Consider the following 17,515-nt stretch of genomic DNA (forward strand, 5'->3'; position numbering starts at 1 on the left):
TGCGCTGCCGCCGTCGGAGCGGCGCACGCTGACGGCACGAGAGCCCGGGAACGACACAGGCCCCGGTGGAGAGGAGTCCACCGGGGCCTGGACCGTCACCCGAGGGTGACGGTGCGGGGGTCAGCCGCAGGACTTCGCGGCGTACGGGGCCGCGATCGTGGCCTTCGCCGCGCCCTGCGTCACCGCCGCGGTCGCCTCGCCCGCCGCGACAGACGTCGAGCGGGTGGCGAAGACGGCGGAGGTGGTGGCGCCCGCAGCGACGGTGGCGTTCTTCGAGCCGTACGCCGACGACATGGCGACGGATGCCGCGACGTCTCCGGTGTTGACGGCCTTGACCACGAGCTGCACCTTGCCGGCCACGCAGCGCGCTTCCGCCGTGTACTGCACCTTCACGAGCGAGCGCACGGTGACGGTGGCCTCGACCGGCATCCGCGAGTCGTCTTGAGCGACGCCCGAGACCGTGAACGTGCCCGGGGCGTTGTACTTCGCCGCATCCACGGCATCCCACTTCACGTCGACCGTCTGCACCGAACCGTCGGCCTTGGTCAAGCGGGCCTGGGGCAGCACGGGCGCGGTGCCGGCATCGGTGGCGACGTCGATGGCATCCACGGTCTTCACCGCGATGTTCGGCGCGTACGCCTCGAGTACCTTCTGGTACTCGGCGCGGGTCACCGGGATGACGGTGCCGTGACGCGGTTTGCCGCCGTCGGCGTTCTGCGGCAGACCCTGACGGAGCTTGCTGCCCAGCGCCTGCCAGCTGCCGGCCTGATCGAGGTCGTTCGTGCCGAACGGCACGTAGTGGTTGGGCCCGCCGTGGTAGTTGGGCTGGTCGATGAAGAGGAACCAGTCGAGGTCGTTCACGTCGCCCTCATTGGCCGCGAAGATGTTCGCGCCCTCACCGCTGGAGTAGGTGCCACCCGGCTCGCCGTTGGGCAGGCCGCTGGCGACGCGCTCCTCGACGAGGGTCCACTGGTCGGCCGGTCCCGAGGTGCCGGGCAGCGTGCCCGAGATCGTCGCGAGCAGGTCGGTGGACTTCTCGTGGCGGATGGTCATGCTCGCCTCGTCCTTGGTGAAGCGGTGGTAGACGCCGTCCTTCTTCGCCACGGTCGAGTCGATGAGGCCCAGGCCGTTGCCGCGACGCACGTCGGACCACACCTTCGCGTCGGAGAAGGTGACGAAGTCGTCGGTGGTGGCGTACATCATGCGGTTGTAGGTGACGCCCGTGCGGTCAGCCACGTTGGTGGTCGGGTAGAGGTTCGACGCCCAGAACACCACGAAGGTGTCGAGCTCTTCGTCCCAGTACGCCTCGGGCGCCCAGGTGTTGCCGGCGAAGTCCGACGACACCTTGACGTGCCGCTGCTCCGACCAGCTCACGAGGTCGTCGGACTCCCAGACCTCGATGTATTTCGAGCCCGAGATCTGCGCGGTCGTGAAGCCGCCGGCGAGTCCCGCGACCTTGAGGTCGGTGGCGATCATGTAGAACTTGTCGCCGTGCGGGGCGCGGATGATGAACGGGTCGCGCAGACCCTCGGTGCCGACGGTGGAGCTGAAGATCGGCTTGCCCTGGTTGAGGGTGTTCCAGGTCAGTGCGTCGTTGCCCTTGGAGGCCGCGATGCTGACGCGCTCGGCGCCGTCGCCCTCGCCGGTGAAGAACGTCCAGAAGTACGCCTCGGTCTTCTGCGATCCGCCCGGCATGGGCTGGATGCGAGCGGTGAAGGTGCGGCTCGAGGTCGCCGAGCCGTTGGTGGCGGTGGCGGAGAGCTCGATGTCGACGGCGGGCGAGCCCGCGGCCGGTCGCTTGACCTCGATGGTGCGCGAGTCGTCGCGGACGCCCGCGCGCAGCTCCGCGTTGGCCGCGCCCGCCGGAGCGATCGACCAGGCGATGCTCGAGCCCTCGGCGCCGGTGGTGGGCACCGAGAAGTTGCCGCGGATGTTGTCGAGGTTGCGGATCGACACGGCGGCGAGGTCGCGCGACACCTTCTCGGCGTCGGAGAGCTGCTGTGCGACCAGGACGGGGTAGGTCTGCGTGCGAGTGTCGGAGCCGACGGTGAAGGTCGCGGTGAGGGTCACCGCGGCGTCACCCGCACCGGCTGCCGGACGCGTCACCGTGGCGGTGCCGCCCGAGACGGCGATGGCGGCGTTGTCGGAGGCCCAGCTGACGGTCGCGCCGGCGCTGGTCGTGGGGACCGTGAAATCGGTCAGGGCCGTGGTCGGCACGCTCACGCCCGCGACGGCGCGGTCGAGCGCCTGCGCGTTGTAGAGCGACTTCACGTCGGCCTCGCTGAGCGCGGAGGCGTAGACGGCGTAGTCGTCGACGAGCCCGCTCCAGCCGGCGTCGTTGTAGGTGGAGCGACCGAGGTACGACACCAGCGACGATCCGAACGAGGACACGTCGCGTGCGATGGCGTTCTGCGCGATGCGCGTGCCGTTGATGTAGACGCTCAGCTGGCCGGTGGTGCCGCTGATCACCGTCGTGTAGAGGCTCAGCCCGGCCGGGGTGCGTGCGCCCGACGTCGCGGCGTTCGTCGCGCCGGGGCCGACCTCGGTGCCCCACGGGGCGCTCGCGTTGACGGAGTCGGTGACGACCGACTTGACGTAGCCGCTGGGATTGGCGGGGTTGAGCAGCCAGTAGCCCGACGAGAAGCTCGCGCCCGAGGCGACAGCGGCGCCGATGAAGGCCGCCGCGACGTTGCCGTTGCCCGAACGCGGCGAGAGCCACGTCGAGATGGTGAGGTCCTTCTTGCCGACGAGGCCCGCCGTGGGGATGTCGAGGTAGGCCGCCGTGTTGGCGGCGCCGCCCGGGAGCGACAGGCTGCCGCCGCTGATCGAGCCCCCGCTCTGGCGGAGCGTGCCGTTCCAGCTGTTTCCGCTGGAGTCGGCGGTCGTTCCGTCGTCGAAGGAGTAATGGAGGAGAGGCTGCGGCCCGGTGGCCGCCTGGGCGGCCGTCGCGGTGGCTCCCAGACCGGTCATCGAGAGGGTCAGCGCGGCCGTGACGGCCAGACCTTTCCTCCACAGGGGTGAACGTGTGCGCGTGCGCATGGTGGGCGTCCTTGCTCTCGAGGGACGCGAGACCGCATGTTCGGCCCGGGACGGCGACGTCACGAGCGCCGGACACGCGCCATCGCGGTCGGGGGTGGTCACTGAGCGATCAGTGGGTGCCTTGTTACCGGAAACACCGGCCGATCTCACGGTAAGTCGGAGCCAAATCGCTGTCAAGAACGGTGGTCGGCAGCGCCATCGGAAGGCCGGGAAGCGCAGTCGCGAACGAGAGGGTGCGCCCGGCCGTACCCGGACGCACCCTCATCCCTGTCGCTCTCCGCGGCAGCTGCGTGCCGCGTCGTCGGTCGTCGCCGACCGATGCGTCGGCGCTCCCTTCACCCGAGAGCGCTGAAGATCACCCCCGCGCAGCGTCGGCGCACGGCGGCCCGGGCGGGCGCGCTCGTCTTCCTCGTCACGTCGTTCCTCCGCTTCGTCGAGTCGGCTCGACCGGTCACTTGCAGCTGGTGGCGCGGTAGTCCGCGGTCACCGGGGTGGGGATGCCCTGCACGGTCACCGTCACGGTGCCCGCGTCGACGGACGCGCTGCGGGTGGACTGCGCCTTGGAGACGGCCTTGCCCGGAGCGAGGTTGGCGAAGGTGGTTGAGCCGAAGCTGCTCGCGATGGTTCCGGACACCGCGGCGGTGCCGGTGTTGGTAACCGTGGTGACGAGCGTCACCTTGCCCGAGACGCAGCGCGTCACCGCACTCGCCTGCACGCCGGCGGGGGCGGCGGCCACGATCACCCGCGCGGTCACCGTGCGGTGGGCCGGGGCGACCTCCTGCGCGGCGGTGAGTGACAGGTCGAGCATGCCGTTCGCGCGCACGTTGACCGCCTTGAACCAGCTGTTGCGGTCGGGGTCGAACAGGCCGCCGGCGGCGGCGCCCGAGTGCGGCTCGGGGTAGGGACGGGCGTGGTAGGCGAGCACGAGGTTGCCGGCCGGGTCGGTCGCGAAGGAATTGTGACCGGTTCCGGCTTGCGGCGCCCCACCGATGCGGCCGGTGAAGGTGTCGTTCGTGGTGAGCACGGGGGAGGGCACCTGCGTCCAGCTCGCGCGGTTCGTCAGATCCGCGTCCTTCGGGGCGCGCAGCATGCCGAGGTCGTAGTACTTGTCGACGGTGCCGCCCGAGTAGGTCAGGTAGATGAAGTCGCCGTGCTCGACCATGAAGGGCGCCTCGACGATCCCCTGGTCGGCGCCCTCGTTCGTGTCCGAGGGCGTCGGGGCCTGCTTGCCGTACTCCCACGGCTGGCTGAGCGCGTAGATCTCGCTCAGTCCGCCGTCGAGCAGCGGGACGGTGCCGGTCGCGCCCATCTTGGCCTTGCCGACGAGCACGCGGCCGCCGTTCGGCATCACCCAGTAGCCCTGGGTGGCGCCGTTCTCCTGGCGCTCGAGGTACGAGACGTCGAAGGCGGCGCCCTCGAGGATGGTCGGCTCGCCCCAGTTCGCCTGGTTCACGAGCCCGCCGTTCCGCAGCGACTCCTCGGTGCCCGTGTAGGGGATGAGCACGGTGTTGTCGCACCAGCCGTTGGTGGGCGCGTAGCCGCGGTTCATGCCGGCGACGATCCACCACCGCCCGTTGATCTTGTGGAACTCCTGCGCCCAGATGTATCCGCCCCAGCCGTAGAAGGTGTTGGGGTACTGAGCCTGCTTGCCGGGCGTTCCGTTGTCGGGGTCGATCACGATCTGCTCGGGAGCGTCCTTGAGGCCGGCGATGGTCGTCGCGCGCTTCAAGCCGATCTTGCGGTAGGCGTTGGCGTCGATGAGCTGGTCGTCGGGCGCGTTCGAGGGGATCGAGTAGTGCGAGCCCGTGAGGTACCAGTAGCCGTCGTCCTCGTTGAAGAAGAGGTGCGGATCGGCCCGCGCATCGTTGACCATCTCTTCGGCCGTCTGCTGCACGGTTCCGGACACCTCGTACACGCCCGCCTTGCGCGAGTCGATCGCGGCGAGGTCGGCGGCATCCCATGCCACCGGCAGATTCTTGGTGGAGCCGTCGTTGTAGTCGAGGGTCACGGTGGCGGGCAGGGTCGACGCCTCCACCTTCGTGCCGTTCTCGACCTGCACGTCGCCCGGGGTGCGGACGCCGGTGTTCTGAAGGTCGACGTAATTCTTGAAGAACACGTCGAACTCGCTCTTCGACAGCGCGAACGAGCTCGCCTGCGCCTGGGCTGCGAAGTCGGGGAGGCCCGATCCGGTCACACCGAGCGTGCGCAGGTCGGCCTTGGTCGCGGCGGTCGGGGTGCTGCTGCCGGTGAGGCCGTCGAGCCGGGCCACGCGGCCTTCCCCGGTGAGCTCGTCGGTCCAGAAGGCCTTGTACTTCTGGCTCGCGGCGTCGAACTCGATGCGCGGGTTCGTGACGATCGATCCGTCCGAGGCGAGCTTGACGCTGCGCTGGTTGCGGAAGGTGGCTCCGTCGGGGGCGTCCCAGACGTACACCGAGTCGGTGGCGTTGTTCTGCGCGGCCACCGCGCCCAGGCTGCCGTCGGCGAAGCGGATCAGGGTGGGCGAGCCGACCTGGGCGTTCGGGTTCGCGCTCTGCGAGCCGTTCCAGGTGGCGTAGAGGATCGCCTGCGAGCGGTTCAGCGGCTCCCAGGTGGAGGCGCCCGCGGGCCGGGCCGAGACGAACAGTGCGTCGGAGCGGCGGTCGTCGTCGTACGCGAGCGGGTCGTCCTTGACGCCGCCCGTCGTCGTGACCGTCTTGACGTAGGTGGCGATGTCGCCGCCGGCGTCGAGGATCTGCGCCGAGGCGGTGATCGGCTGCGCGACGCCGGCGATCGCGGCCGTCAGCTGCACCGCGACGGGACCGGATGCCGGGCGGGTCACCTTTCCGTCGGCCGAGACGAGCGAGGCGCCGGGGCCGGTCGCCGACCACGTCACCGCGTTGCCGAGAACGGACGGCGGAAGATCACCCGTGATCCGAGCGGGGATGCTCAGGGCGGCAGCGGGGGTCGCTTGCGACGGCCCCGACGCCGAGTTCGGACGGGGTCAGGGCGCGGTTGTAGATGCGCAGGTTGTCCAGAAGACCGGCGAAGTACTCGCCGCCGCCCCAGTTGGCCTTGCCCACCTGGAGCACGCCGCCCGAGGCTCCGAGGATCTGGGAGAGGGCGGGTCCCGCCGCGTTCGTCGAGACGAGCTTCTTGTCGACGAACAGGCGCGCCGTCGCGCCCGACAGCACCAGGTCGACGTGCTTCCACTCCGTCGTGGCGACGGTCGAGACGAGGTTGCCCGCGGTGTTGCGGGAGCCGGCGTTGTCGTACCGCTCGACGGTGACGCCGGAGGTGCGGTCGAGGTACCCGAGGTAATGCTCCTGGGCGTATGCCTGGGCGGCGGCGTTCCGGGCCGCGAACACGGTCCAGCCCACGTTGCCGGAGGCGTTGGGCTTGCTGTCGTACGAGATGGTGAGGTTGTCGAGCCCGGCGAGCAGCGGGGTGCCGTCGGTCTTGGCGACGTCGAGCCAGAAGCTGCTGCTCAGCTGCGCGGCATTGCCGTCGACCCCCGGCGCCAGCTGCGCCGTGCCCCGCGTGGTGGCGGTGGCACCCGCGCCGGTGAAGCTCGTCGTGCCGCTGTCGAAGGTGAAGTCGGCGATCAGCGCGTCTTCGGGTCCGGCGGCGGCGGCGAGGCCCGGCGTGAGAAGACCCGCGCACAGGGCGGCGGCCGTGGTGCTCGCGGCGATCGCGGCCCTCCGACGACGCGTGCGCGTGGGCGGGGTTTCGAAGCGCTCGGGGGGCGTCGTCGGACGCGCCGCAAAGGGCAGGGGCATAACCACTCTCCATTAAGTGAATGACCGTCGGGGTGCTGTGTTATCGCTCACAGTATCCGGTCGCCACCGGTTTGCCCAGGGCGATCTGGCGCGCTCGGCGGTCCCGGTCGCGCGGGGCCCGTTCCGCCGGCGGGTCTTGCCCCGCTCTGTGGTGAGCGGTAACATCCACTCGTTCCTGCGTCTCAGGGGCCCCGATCATCCTGGCAAAGGAGCTGGAGTGATGACCATGCACCCGACCGCCCCCGCCGCGCCCCGGCGGACGGTTCCCCGTCGTCGCCGGAGCGCGATCCTCGGCTTCGCCACGGGAGTCGCCCTCCTCGCGGGCGGGCTCGCTCCTCTCGCGGCGGCACCTGCCGTCGCCGAGACCGCGATCCCGTCCTCGGGCCTGCGCGCGGAGTACGTCTTCGACGAGACCGTCGGTGCGAGCGTGCCCAACAGTGCGCCCACGGGGCTCGGCGCCGCCACCGTCGTGAACGGCGCCGATTCGCTGTGGACCGGTTCGTCCCTCGTCTTCACCGGCGGGGGGAAGACCAGCCCCACCGCCAGCTGGGTGCGACTGCCGAACGACGTGCTCGCCGGCGCGCGATCGGCGACGATCACCATCGAGACCAAGCTCGATGCGTCGATGATGAACAACTGGAACTTTCTCTGGAACATCGGAAACGACTCCCCGACGCGGTCGTACTTCGCATCGGTGCGCGACAACCCCCGCACCGTCATCACCACGAACGGCGGCGGCGGCGAGGTCAACGCCCGGTCCGGATCGGCCCTGACGGCCGATCGCTGGTACAGCCTCACCTCGGTCATCGACGGCGCGGCCGGGCGCATCGCCTTCTTCGTCGACGGCGTGCAGGTGGCATCCACCCCCACCACCCTCTCGCCCGCCGACATCACCGATCAGACCCTGAACACGATCGGTCGCGCGCCCTACCCCGACCCCATGTACAAGGGCGAGGTCTCCACGTTCCGCGTGTACGACCGGGCCCTGAGCGCCGACGAGGTCGCCCGCGTGTCGACCGCCGACGCGTCGATCCACTCCGACGAGCACCGGCGCGCAGCACAAGCCGTGGTCGACGGACTCGCCCCCGTCACCGTCGACGAGAGCGTCACCACCCTGCCCACGTCGGGTGGCCGCGTGTCGTGGAGCTCGACCGACCCCGGTCTGACCGTCTTCGCGGACGGCGCGACCGTCACCGCTCAGCAGCCCGCGCCGGGCGCTGCGCCTCGCACCTCGTCGCTGACGGCGACCGCGACGGTCCGCGGAGTGGCGGCCACCCGCTCGGTGCCCGTCACCGTCCAGCCCGCCCGGGCCGCCGGCGACGCCTTCGGCTACGCGATGGTGCATTTCGTCGAGGACGCCAACGGCTACGCCGAGAAGATCTATCTCGACGTCTCGCGGGGCGATGACCCCGAGGCGTGGGATCCGCTGAACGGGGGCAAGCCGATCCTCGCGTCGCAGCTGGGCACCACCGGCGTCCGCGACCCGTACCTGACCTACAACCCCGAGACGAAGACGTACTACATCATCGCCACCGACCTGCGCGTGTTCGGCGGCGACCGCGGAACCGGCTCCTGCACCGACTGGTGCTACTGGCAGACGCAGGGCAGCACGAAGCTGAACGTGTGGGAGTCGAAGGACCTCGTCACCTGGAGCGATCTGCGCCAGTTCGACGTGGCGCAGTCGCCCGCCGGCAGCAAGGTCGCCGAGCTCGGCATGGCCTGGGCGCCCGAGGCGACGTGGGTCCCCGGCTACAACGCCGACGGCAGCGGCGCGTTCGTCCTCTACTGGTCGTCGACGATGTTCGACAACAGCGCGCACACGGGTTCGAGCTACTCGCGCGTGCTGTGGGGCGCGACCACCGACTTCACGCAGCAGACCTACCGCTACGGCGGCACGATGATCGACACCGGCGGCAACGCCATCGACACCACCGTCATCCAGAACGACGGCACCACCTACCGCGTCACGAAGGACAACGCCTTCGGCCGGGGCATCTACATGGAGTCGACCACGGCCACCGACTGGTGGAAGCCGACGACGGTGTGGACGACCGTGCAGGAGCGGATCGGCGCCGTCTGGTCGGGCGGCAACGCCGGTGGCGTCGAGGGGCCGGCCGTGTTCCAGCGCCACGGCGAAGACCACTGGTACCTCTACGTCGACGTCATCCCCTCGACCGGCTACCGGCCGATGGAGACGTCGAACCTGGATGCCGGGTGGACGCAGCTCGTGTCCGACTCCTTCTCGATGGCGCCCAGCACCAAGCACGGCGGAATCGTGCCGCTGACCTTCGGGCAGTACGACGGGATCCGCAAGGCGGATGCCGCGGCGGTCGTCGCCAGCGACCTCGGCGACGCCACCGTCGCCCAGGGCGCGAACGCGCAGACGGTCTCGGCCGCTCTTCCCCGCGAGGCGCAGGTGACGTTGGCGTACGGCCGCGGCACCGCCGCGCAGCCGGTGACGTGGAACCTGTCGGGTGTCGACACCGCGCGGCCCGGCACCTACCCGATCACCGGCACGGTGCGCACCATCGGCGCCAACCTCAACCAGTGGGCCGGGGCGAACGGCTCGACGGCGTACAACGCCGCCGATCGGCGCCTGTTCAGCTCGACCGCGCTGACGGTCACGGCGGACGTCGTCGTGACCGCTCCCGCGCTGGCCGTCACGGCCACGGCGGAGACCCGGTGCGCGGCGGGCAAGCCCATCGTCATCGCCCGCATCGCCAACGGCGGCACGGCGCCCGTCGCGGTGAAGGTGGAGTCGACGCACGGCTCGAAGACAATCGCCTCTCTCGGTGCCGGCAAGAGCACATCGGTGACCTTCACCTCGCGGACGAACCCGATGTCCGCCGGCGAGGTCAGTGTGACCGCGACCGCCGGCGACGCGACGACGACGGTGACCGCGCCCTACGCGGCGACCACCTGCCGCTGACCCGAGCGACCCGGACCCGCCTGATGGCGGATCCGGGTCGCCGCGGCGACGGCCCCTGATGGACCAAGAGCATGCCCTCCACGCGCACCCGGCCCCCGGCGCCGCCTCCGCCCGCGGCCCCCGTGCCCGCCATCGGACCGCGGCGGGCGCTGATCGTCGCGGCGTCGCTCGTCGTGATGGCCGTCGTCGTGCGGTGGGTGACGATCGACGTCGACGCCTCCCTGCCGAGCGCCCTCTCCGACGGCATCACGCTCGCCGCGAGCGTCGTCATCGAGTCGCTGCCCTTCGTCTTCCTCGGCATCTCGATCTCGATCGCGGTGCAGCTGTGGGTCCCTTCGCGTGTCCTGGATGCCGTGATCCCGCGCAGGGGCGTGCTCCGACGGGCCGTCCTGTCACTGCTGGGGGTCGTGCTGCCGGTGTGCGAGTGCGGAAACGTCCCGCTGGCGCGCGGGCTGATGATGCGCGGGTTCTCCGTCGCCGACTCCGTGACCTTCCTGCTCGCGGCCCCCATCCTCAACCCCGTCACCCTCGTCACGACCTATCAGGCGTTCGGCTGGAACGACGGCATCCTGATCTCCCGCCTGGTGGGTGGTTTCGTGCTCGCCAATCTCGTGGGCTGGCTCGTGAGCCTGCACCCCGCCCCGGAGCGCCTGCTCACTCCGCAGTGGGCCGCGGTGTGCGCGTCGGCGTCGTCCTCCGAACGGCAGCCGGCGACGCTGCGGCGCGCGGCGGTGATGTTCCGCGACGAGGTCTCCGCCATGCTGCCGGCGCTCTTCCTCGGTGCGGCGATCGCCGGCGTCATCCAGGTCGCCGTCTCGCGCGACACGCTGACCGGGATCGGCGGGCACCCCGTGCTCGGCATCCTGGCGCTCATGGTGCTGGCGTTCGTGATCGCGATCTGTTCGAACGTCGACGCGTTCTTCGCGCTGTCGCTGGCGTCGACGTTCTCGCCGGGGGCGCTCGTGGCGTTCCTCGTGCTCGGGCCGATGATCGACGTGAAGATGCTCGTGATGCTGTCGACGACGTTCCGCCTGCGCACGCTCGCCGGGATCACCCTCCTCATCGCGCTGGGCGCGCTGACCCTCGGTCTGGTGGTGAACCTCGTTGTCTGACCTCGTCTCCCGCTGGGCGGGTCTCGCCCTGTGCGGCATCGGCCTCGTCGCCACGCTCCTGCTGGCCGCCGCCGGCGACCTCACCCTGTACATTCACCCCCGCTATGTCGTCTTCACCGTGGTGTTGAGCATCATCGGAGCGGCCCTGTTCGCGGTGGCCGTCTGGGTGACCGCCACCGGCCGGGGGTCGGAGCATGACCACGACCACGACCACGACCACGACCACGACCACGACCACGCGCCGCGACGTCGGCCGCTGCGGATGCTGTCGATCGGCGCGACCGGCGTGCTCATCGTCGTCTCCGCGCTGGCGCTGCTGGCCGCGCCTCCCACGACCCTGAGCGCGGAGCGGGCGCTGTCGCTGGAGAGCGCGGCGGACGGGGCCGGCGACGTCCCCCGCCCCTCGCTGATCGGCAGCGACCCCACCCGCTTCTCGGTGCGCGACTGGGCGAGCATCCTCGGCAGCGGGGCCACGGCCGACGACCTCGTCGGGCAGCAGGCCGACGTCACGGGGTTCCTGCTCGTCGACGACGACGGCGCCGTCCGCGTCGGCCGCTACGCCGTCACCTGCTGCACGGTCGACGCGCAGTTGTTCGCCGTCCCCGTCGTCGCCGCCGACCTGCCGAGCGATCTGGGCTCGGGCGACTGGGTGCGTCTCACCGGGACATTCACCGACGATGCCGGCGCGACCCGCCTGCGCCCCGGCACCGTGGACGCCGTGGAGGAGCCCGATGATCCGTATCTCTCCTGAGGGGGATGCCGCCCGCCCGCGGGCGTCGCGCCGGTGGGTCGTCGCCGCCGTCGCCGTGGTGACCTGCCTCGCCGCGGCCAGTACCGCGCTGGGCGCGGGTGCACTCGAGCGGGGACCGCGCATCCGCGGCGTCGACGGCGACACCGCGCTCGCCGTGCAGCAGGCGGGAGTGACGCTCGTGTTCCGCGCCGATCAGCCCCTCGATCCGCGCTCCGGCGACGGGGTGCGGGTCGAGCCCGCGGCGCCGGTCGAGGTCGAGGTGGCCGGGTCCACGATCCGCCTGCGTTTCACCGGCACGATCGACCACGCCCGTGACTACCGGGTGCGCATCCCGTCTCTGACGGGGCGGGCGACCGGGGCGACGGCGGAGGCCGCGTTCGACTTCACGACGCCGCCGTTGACCGTGACCACCCTCGAGCGAGGGGGCGCCTTCGATCGTCCGGACGGTGCCGACGATCGGATCGTCCGACACGACCTCTCGACCGCCACGGACGAGGTCGTCTTCTCGGCGCCCCGCATCCAGGAGTACGCCGACGACGGCGTCGGCGTGGTCGCCGCCGTGCTCGACCCCGACGGACGGGCCGACCTCACCCGGGCGGAGCCGGGGGAGGAGCCCGTCGCGCTGCCCCTCCCCGGCGACGGCACGATCGGTCTGCTCCGCGCCTCCGGCGACGCCCGCCGCGCGGGATACGTCTTCACGGGCACGGGCGATGACGCGCAGCAGTACATCAGCACGCTCTTCCTCGTCGATCCCGCCGACCCCGACGCCGGCGCGCGCGCCGCGCTCGACCTCGAGGATCGTCCTCTGCAGGCCGACCTGTGGGTCTTCATCCCCGGCACGTCCTACCTCGTCGCACAGACGCCCGTCGGGTCGCTCATCCTGGTGGATGCCACCGGCGCGGCGCCCCCGCGTCTGCTCGGCGAGGTCGGGTCGTTGCGCGCGGTGCTGCCCGCCTCGACCTCGCTCGTCGTCGACGGCGCCACCGGCCCCGCCGTCCTCGACCTGACGAACGGCGCTCTCACCGAAATAGTCGGCGGGGCGGTCGACGAGGTCTCCGCGGGGACGGTGTTCCTCTCCGCATCGTCCTCCATGGCGTGGACCGCGACGGACGTCGTGCGCCGGACCGCCTCGCAGCCGGATGCCGAGGTCTTCCGCTCCGACCCCGGAGAGCGGATCGACGAGGTGTGCGTGTCTCCGAGCGGCCGCTACGCGTCCGTCGGCCTGGTGCCCTCCGCCGCCGGCATCGACGACTACCCGACCCGCGCCGAGTGGCTCGGGAGGACCTCCCGTGTGGTGGACGTGTCGTCGGGCGACGTGGTCGCCGACGTGCGGGGGACGCGCCCGAACTGGTGCGCCTGAGCCGTCCGGACGTACGCACGTGCGGCCGTTCCCTGTCGTTTCGCGGCCGATCCGTACTTGTTAGCGCACACATTCTTCGCTAGCGTGGGTCCACCACCGTTCACTTCCCCGGCCTCGTGCCGGGGTGGCCGGGTTCGACGACGAACCGGAAAGGGGGCGTCGATGACGACGCACAGCGTGCTCTCGCACACGGTGAACGATGCCCTCGATCTCGTTCCGGCATCCGTCGATCCACTGCTCGGCGCCGATTCACCACGACGATCCTGCACGCCCTCGCGGCGTGGGGAGTCGACCTCCTCCGTGCCGCGCGGTCGTCGCGCGCCGGGGAGGCGTATCCCGCTTCGGTCGTCGTCCCTCTCCCGCCCCGAATGCCCCTGCACGGAAAGAAGCCGATCGTGAGATTGCAACGTCCCCTCGCGCTCCTGGTGGCCGCGACGCTGACGACGGGGGTGCTCACCACGAGCGCCGCCCCCGCCGTCGCCGCGGTCCCGAGCCCGATCCTGTCCTACGACTTCTCGGCGTCGGCCGCCGTCGGTGCCGGCGTCGCGGCCGGCAGCACCGTCAGCGACGGAGCCGGTGCGCACGCCGGAACGGTGCGCGGAACGGGCGCGACCGTCGTCGCCGGCCCGCGCGGCGGCGGCGACAAGGCGCTGCGTCTGCCCGGCGGGGCCGCCGGGTCGAACGCGGCCTTCGTCGAGATCGCCCCGGGTCTCACGACGAACGCCACCACGGACGTGACCATGTCGGCCTGGATGCGGTGGGAGGGCAACCAGAGCTGCGCCTGGGCGTACACGCTCGGCCAGTCGTCCGACCGCTACCTCTTCACCACCCCGGAATGCGGCGGGCGGCTGATCGGAGCCGTCAAGGCCGGCAGCGAGCAGCGCGCCTCCGACGACGCCCCCGCGGCGGTCGGCCGGTGGTCGCACGTCGCCGTCGTCCTGCGCAGCGGCGTCAGCGTCTCGACGTACGTCGACGGCGAACTGGCCCAGACCACCCCGACCGGCGCGACCGGCGCCGCGACCGTGGGCACCTCGACGTTCTCGGGTCTGCTCGGCAAGTCGTTCTACGGCCCCGACCCGTTCTTCATCGGCGCGCTCGATGACGTGCACGTGTACGACCAGGCGTTGACCGCCGCGCAGGTGAAGGAGGACGCCGCGCCCGCAGCGGCCGCCATCGCCCGCGCAGACGCCGACGCCGCGCGTCCGCCGGTCTCGGGCACCGTCACCACCGACATCGCCCTGCCCACCTCCGGAGCCGGGGGATCGACGCTCACGTGGGCCAGCAGCAACCCGGCGGTGATCGACGCGAACGGCAGAGTCACGCGGCCCGCAGCGGGTTCTCCGGACGCCACCGTCACCCTGACCCCCACCGCCGCCTTCGCGGGTGTCACGGCCACCGGCGCGACCGCCACCCTCACCGTGCGCGCCGACAGCGACGCCGACGCCGCCGAGCGCATCCGCACCGCTCTCGTGGTGCCGCCCGTCGTGGCATCCGGTACGAGCCTCCCCGAGGTGAGCGGCTACGACATCCAGTGGAGCGCGGACGGCGCGACCCTCGGCTCCCGGGAGCTCACCAACTCCACGGCATCCGACCAGGTCCGTCAGATCACGGCGCGAATCTCCGTCGGCGCGAGCACCGTCGAGAAGACGTTCTCGGTGACCGTGCTGAGCGCATCGACCGGCCGCCAGCTGGTCTCGTACACCCGCAACGCCACCGGTGAGCACGACGCCAATCACGACTCCGTGGCGCACAGCCTCCACCTGGCGCTGGGCACCTCCGTGAACGACGCGGCGCCGCTGTACAAGAACGGCGGCGTGGTCTTCGCCGAGGGCGAGTTCTTCGCGGTCGACCGTATCGACCACCGCGGGATCTCGAACCCGTCGCTGTTCACCTTCGCCGACGGCACGATCGGCGTCATCGCGACGCGCGTGCTGCAGTGGGGAGCAGCGGACGGCACCGAATCCTCGAGCGCCCTCGTCTTCAAGGCGCGCGACGCCGGCGCGACCGACTTCGACGAGCTCGGCCTGATCGACCTGGGCACGACCGGCGGCGTCATCGCCCCCCGCGCCGTCTACGACTCCGCCGAGAAGCGCTACCTTGTGTCGTGGACGGATGCCGCCGGCGCGACCAAGTCGACGACCGTCACCGACCTCGCCCTCACCGAACTGCGCACCGCGCCGTTCTGGCCCGAAGACGGCGGCAAGCGTCCCTGGATCGTGACCGACGGCAACCGAGGCGACCTGCGCGCGGGCGGTGCACTGACGGTGGCCGCCCCCGACCTCTCCGGCTTCGCCGGTCGGGTGGCCGATGCCCGGCCCGCCGGCACCCTGGCCGTGTCCGCCGCGACCGCGAAGGCGCTGACCGACCGGCTCGGCCGAGTGGTCAACACGGGGGTGACCGTCGACCCGCAGACCATCACGTCGGGTGACACGGCATCCCTCGCCAAGACGAAGGCGAAACTCGCCTACTCCGACGGCTCGACGGGACAGCTCGGCATCGACTGGAACAAGGAGCAACTCGACCGTCTCGCCACGGCCGGACCCGGCACCTACACCCTGTCCGGGACCGTGCGCCAGCGTCAGTACGCGGAGCCCTTCGCGTACAACCGCGCCGACCCGACGATCTACCGGTACGAGCGCGACGGCAAGACGCGGTACCTGTTCATCGCCACCGATGACACCAACAACAACAACATCGCATCCGCGCACCTGCCGATCCGCGTCGCCGACACGATCGATCAGCTCGCCGACGACAACGGCGGACGCGACCGCGAGGTGGACCTGCTCAATCGCTACACCCGCGGTGACCGCACCACCGACGGCCGGGTGATCGCCGGATGCTACTGGGCCCCGGAGATCCACGAGATCGGCGGCAAGCTCTCGATCCTGTTCGCGCCGTGCTTCAACCCGTCCAACTCGCAGTCGAACGAGGGCGGGCAGTGGTACACGGTCCAGGCGCACATCATGCAGCTGCGTGACGGCGGCGACCCGGGCAACCCCGCCGACTGGTCGAAGCCGGCTGCCGTCCTGAAGTCCGACGGCTCACCGCTGGGCCGCGCGGAGTTCGGGCGCAATATCAGCCTCGACATGACGTATTTCGAGTCGGGCGGCACCGCGTACTACGCGTGGTCGCAGCGGTACACCCCCGAGGGTGCGCCGCTCAGCGACCCGGCCACGTGGATCGCGAAGGTCGACCCGAGCAACCCGACCCGCGTCATCGGCACCCCCGTGCCCATCATCGTCCCCAGCCTGTCGTTCGAGGAACGTCTGGCCGAAGGTGCCTTCGCCATCCAGCGCAACGGGCGGATCACGCTCGTCTACTCGAGCGACGGGGTCAGCCCGAAGTACATCGTCGGCGGTGCCTGGGCCGACGAGTCCAGCGACCTGACCGACATCAACAGCTGGCACAAGTACGACATGCCCCTGCTCAAGAGCGAGGCGATGCCGGCGGGCGTCTGGGACTACCGCACCTACGAACAGGGCCCGGGCCACGGCGCGGTCACGACCGACGAGGACGGCAACGACCTGTACGTCTACCACACGTGGGGCGACGGTGTCGGGGGGAACGGGCGCGACACCCGCATCACCCGCATCCACTACGCAGCCGGCGATCGACCGATCTTCGACATGACCCGTGACGAGGAGGTGCAGCCGTCACTGCGCACCGTCTCGACGACGGTCACTGTGACCGCTCCGGTCACGGTGGCGTCGACGGCGAGCACGCGCTGCGTCGCGGGCAAGGTCACGCTCGTGACGACGGTGAAGAACACGAGCGCCTACGCCGTCGACGTCGCGCTCACCACGACCTGGGGCACCAAGTCGATGCGTTCCGTCGCCCCCGGCGCCACCGCGTCGACGACGTTCACCACCCGCGCCGCGTCCGTCCCGGCGGGCTCGGTGGGGGTCACGGCGACGGCGACGGTCGATGGGAAGCCCGTGTCGACGCAGACCAGCACCGCCTACGCGGCCCGGAGCTGCTCGTGAGCGCCTGAGAGGACCCGGACTCTCGACAGCAGTGATCTCCGCCCCCGTCCACGGACGCGGGGCGGAGATCACTGCGTTGTGCCCGAGGACGGTGCGCAGGCGGGGACGGCCCGCGCCGATCCGCACCGGGCGCCTCTGCGTCCTCGGGTGCGGCATCCGTCCGTCCCCTCCGGTGTCGCACTGACGGGTGCCCTCCCGCGGGGCGTGGGTGCTCGCGTCCTGCGGTGACTTGCGCCGTGTGTACGCGCGGGGTGGGTGTGCGTGTGCATTTGGGCGAAGTCAGCGGTGGGGGCGTGGGGCGTGGGTGCTGGGTCTTGTCGTGACTTGCGCCGTATGTACGCGCGGGGTGGGTGTGGGCGTGCATTTGGGCGAAGTCAGCGGTGGGGGCGTGGGGCGTGGGTGCTGGGTCTTGTCGTGACTTGCGCCGTATGTACGCGCGGGGTGGGTGTGGGCGTGCATTTGGCCGAAGTCAGCGGGGGGTGGGGTGTGGGTGCTGGCGTGCGGCGTGGCTTGCGCCGTGTGTACGCGCGGGGTGGGTGTGCGCGTGCATTTGGCCGAAGTCAGCGGGCGTTGAGCGTGGGCGCTA

The 17,515-nt window shown here is 71.1% G+C and carries 8 protein-coding genes; 5 read left to right on the forward strand and 3 right to left on the reverse strand.

The window, feature by feature from the left end:
* Positions 1 to 120: 120 nt before the first annotated feature.
* The 3 genes from QE392_RS04745 to QE392_RS04755 form a co-directional block, all read right to left on the reverse strand.
* Positions 121 to 3,039 (reverse strand): immunoglobulin-like domain-containing protein, encoded by a 2,919-nt coding sequence (locus QE392_RS04745; protein ID WP_307448676.1) that lies wholly within the window; start codon positions 3,037 to 3,039, stop codon positions 121 to 123.
* Positions 3,040 to 3,490: 451 nt separating this feature from the next.
* On the reverse strand, positions 3,491 to 5,911 hold the full coding sequence (locus QE392_RS04750) for a family 43 glycosylhydrolase (protein ID WP_307448679.1): 2,421 nt from the start codon (positions 5,909 to 5,911) through the stop codon (positions 3,491 to 3,493).
* Between the two features lie 28 nt (positions 5,912 to 5,939).
* Positions 5,940 to 6,794, reverse strand: a complete 855-nt coding sequence (locus tag QE392_RS04755) for a LamG domain-containing protein (protein WP_307448682.1) — start codon at positions 6,792 to 6,794, stop codon at positions 5,940 to 5,942.
* Between the two features lie 220 nt (positions 6,795 to 7,014).
* On the opposite strand from QE392_RS04755, the gene QE392_RS04760 reads away from it, so the two are divergent.
* The 5 genes from QE392_RS04760 (at position 7,015) to QE392_RS04780 (ending at position 16,929) form a co-directional block, all read left to right on the forward strand.
* Positions 7,015 to 9,723, forward strand: coding sequence for a LamG-like jellyroll fold domain-containing protein (locus QE392_RS04760; RefSeq protein WP_307448686.1), 2,709 nt, complete (start codon positions 7,015 to 7,017; stop codon positions 9,721 to 9,723).
* Between the two features lie 71 nt (positions 9,724 to 9,794).
* Positions 9,795 to 10,835, forward strand: coding sequence for a permease (locus QE392_RS04765; RefSeq protein WP_307448689.1), 1,041 nt, complete (start codon positions 9,795 to 9,797; stop codon positions 10,833 to 10,835).
* The gene (locus tag QE392_RS04770) at positions 10,828 to 11,586 is read left to right on the forward strand and encodes a TIGR03943 family putative permease subunit (RefSeq protein ID WP_307448692.1); all 759 of its coding nucleotides are present in this window, start codon (positions 10,828 to 10,830) and stop codon (positions 11,584 to 11,586) included. Before QE392_RS04765 ends, QE392_RS04770 begins: the two co-directional genes overlap by 8 nt.
* The gene (locus tag QE392_RS04775) at positions 11,567 to 12,946 is read left to right on the forward strand and encodes a hypothetical protein (RefSeq protein ID WP_307448696.1); all 1,380 of its coding nucleotides are present in this window, start codon (positions 11,567 to 11,569) and stop codon (positions 12,944 to 12,946) included. The genes QE392_RS04770 and QE392_RS04775 overlap by 20 nt, the downstream gene beginning before the upstream one ends.
* 395 nt (positions 12,947 to 13,341) lie before the next feature.
* Entirely contained in the window at positions 13,342 to 16,929 is a 3,588-nt protein-coding gene (locus QE392_RS04780; RefSeq protein WP_307448698.1) for a LamG-like jellyroll fold domain-containing protein, read from the forward strand.
* The last annotated feature ends 586 nt before the right edge of the window (positions 16,930 to 17,515 follow it).

Source organism: Microbacterium proteolyticum, assembly GCF_030818075.1.
In the GTDB taxonomy this organism is placed as follows: Bacteria; Actinomycetota; Actinomycetes; order Actinomycetales; family Microbacteriaceae; genus Microbacterium; species Microbacterium proteolyticum_A.

What these genes read in the sequence shown, in the direction of transcription:
- QE392_RS04755 (WP_307448682.1), bottom strand. Translation starts at nt 6,794, where the DNA reads ATGCCCCTGCCCTTTGCGGCGCGTCCGACGACGCCCCCCGAGCGCTTC.
- QE392_RS04775 (WP_307448696.1), top strand. Translation starts at nt 11,567, where the DNA reads ATGATCCGTATCTCTCCTGAGGGGGATGCCGCCCGCCCGCGGGCGTCG.
- QE392_RS04765 (WP_307448689.1), top strand. Translation starts at nt 9,795, where the DNA reads ATGCCCTCCACGCGCACCCGGCCCCCGGCGCCGCCTCCGCCCGCGGCC.
- QE392_RS04760 (WP_307448686.1), top strand. Translation starts at nt 7,015, where the DNA reads ATGACCATGCACCCGACCGCCCCCGCCGCGCCCCGGCGGACGGTTCCC.
- QE392_RS04745 (WP_307448676.1), bottom strand. Translation starts at nt 3,039, where the DNA reads ATGCGCACGCGCACACGTTCACCCCTGTGGAGGAAAGGTCTGGCCGTC.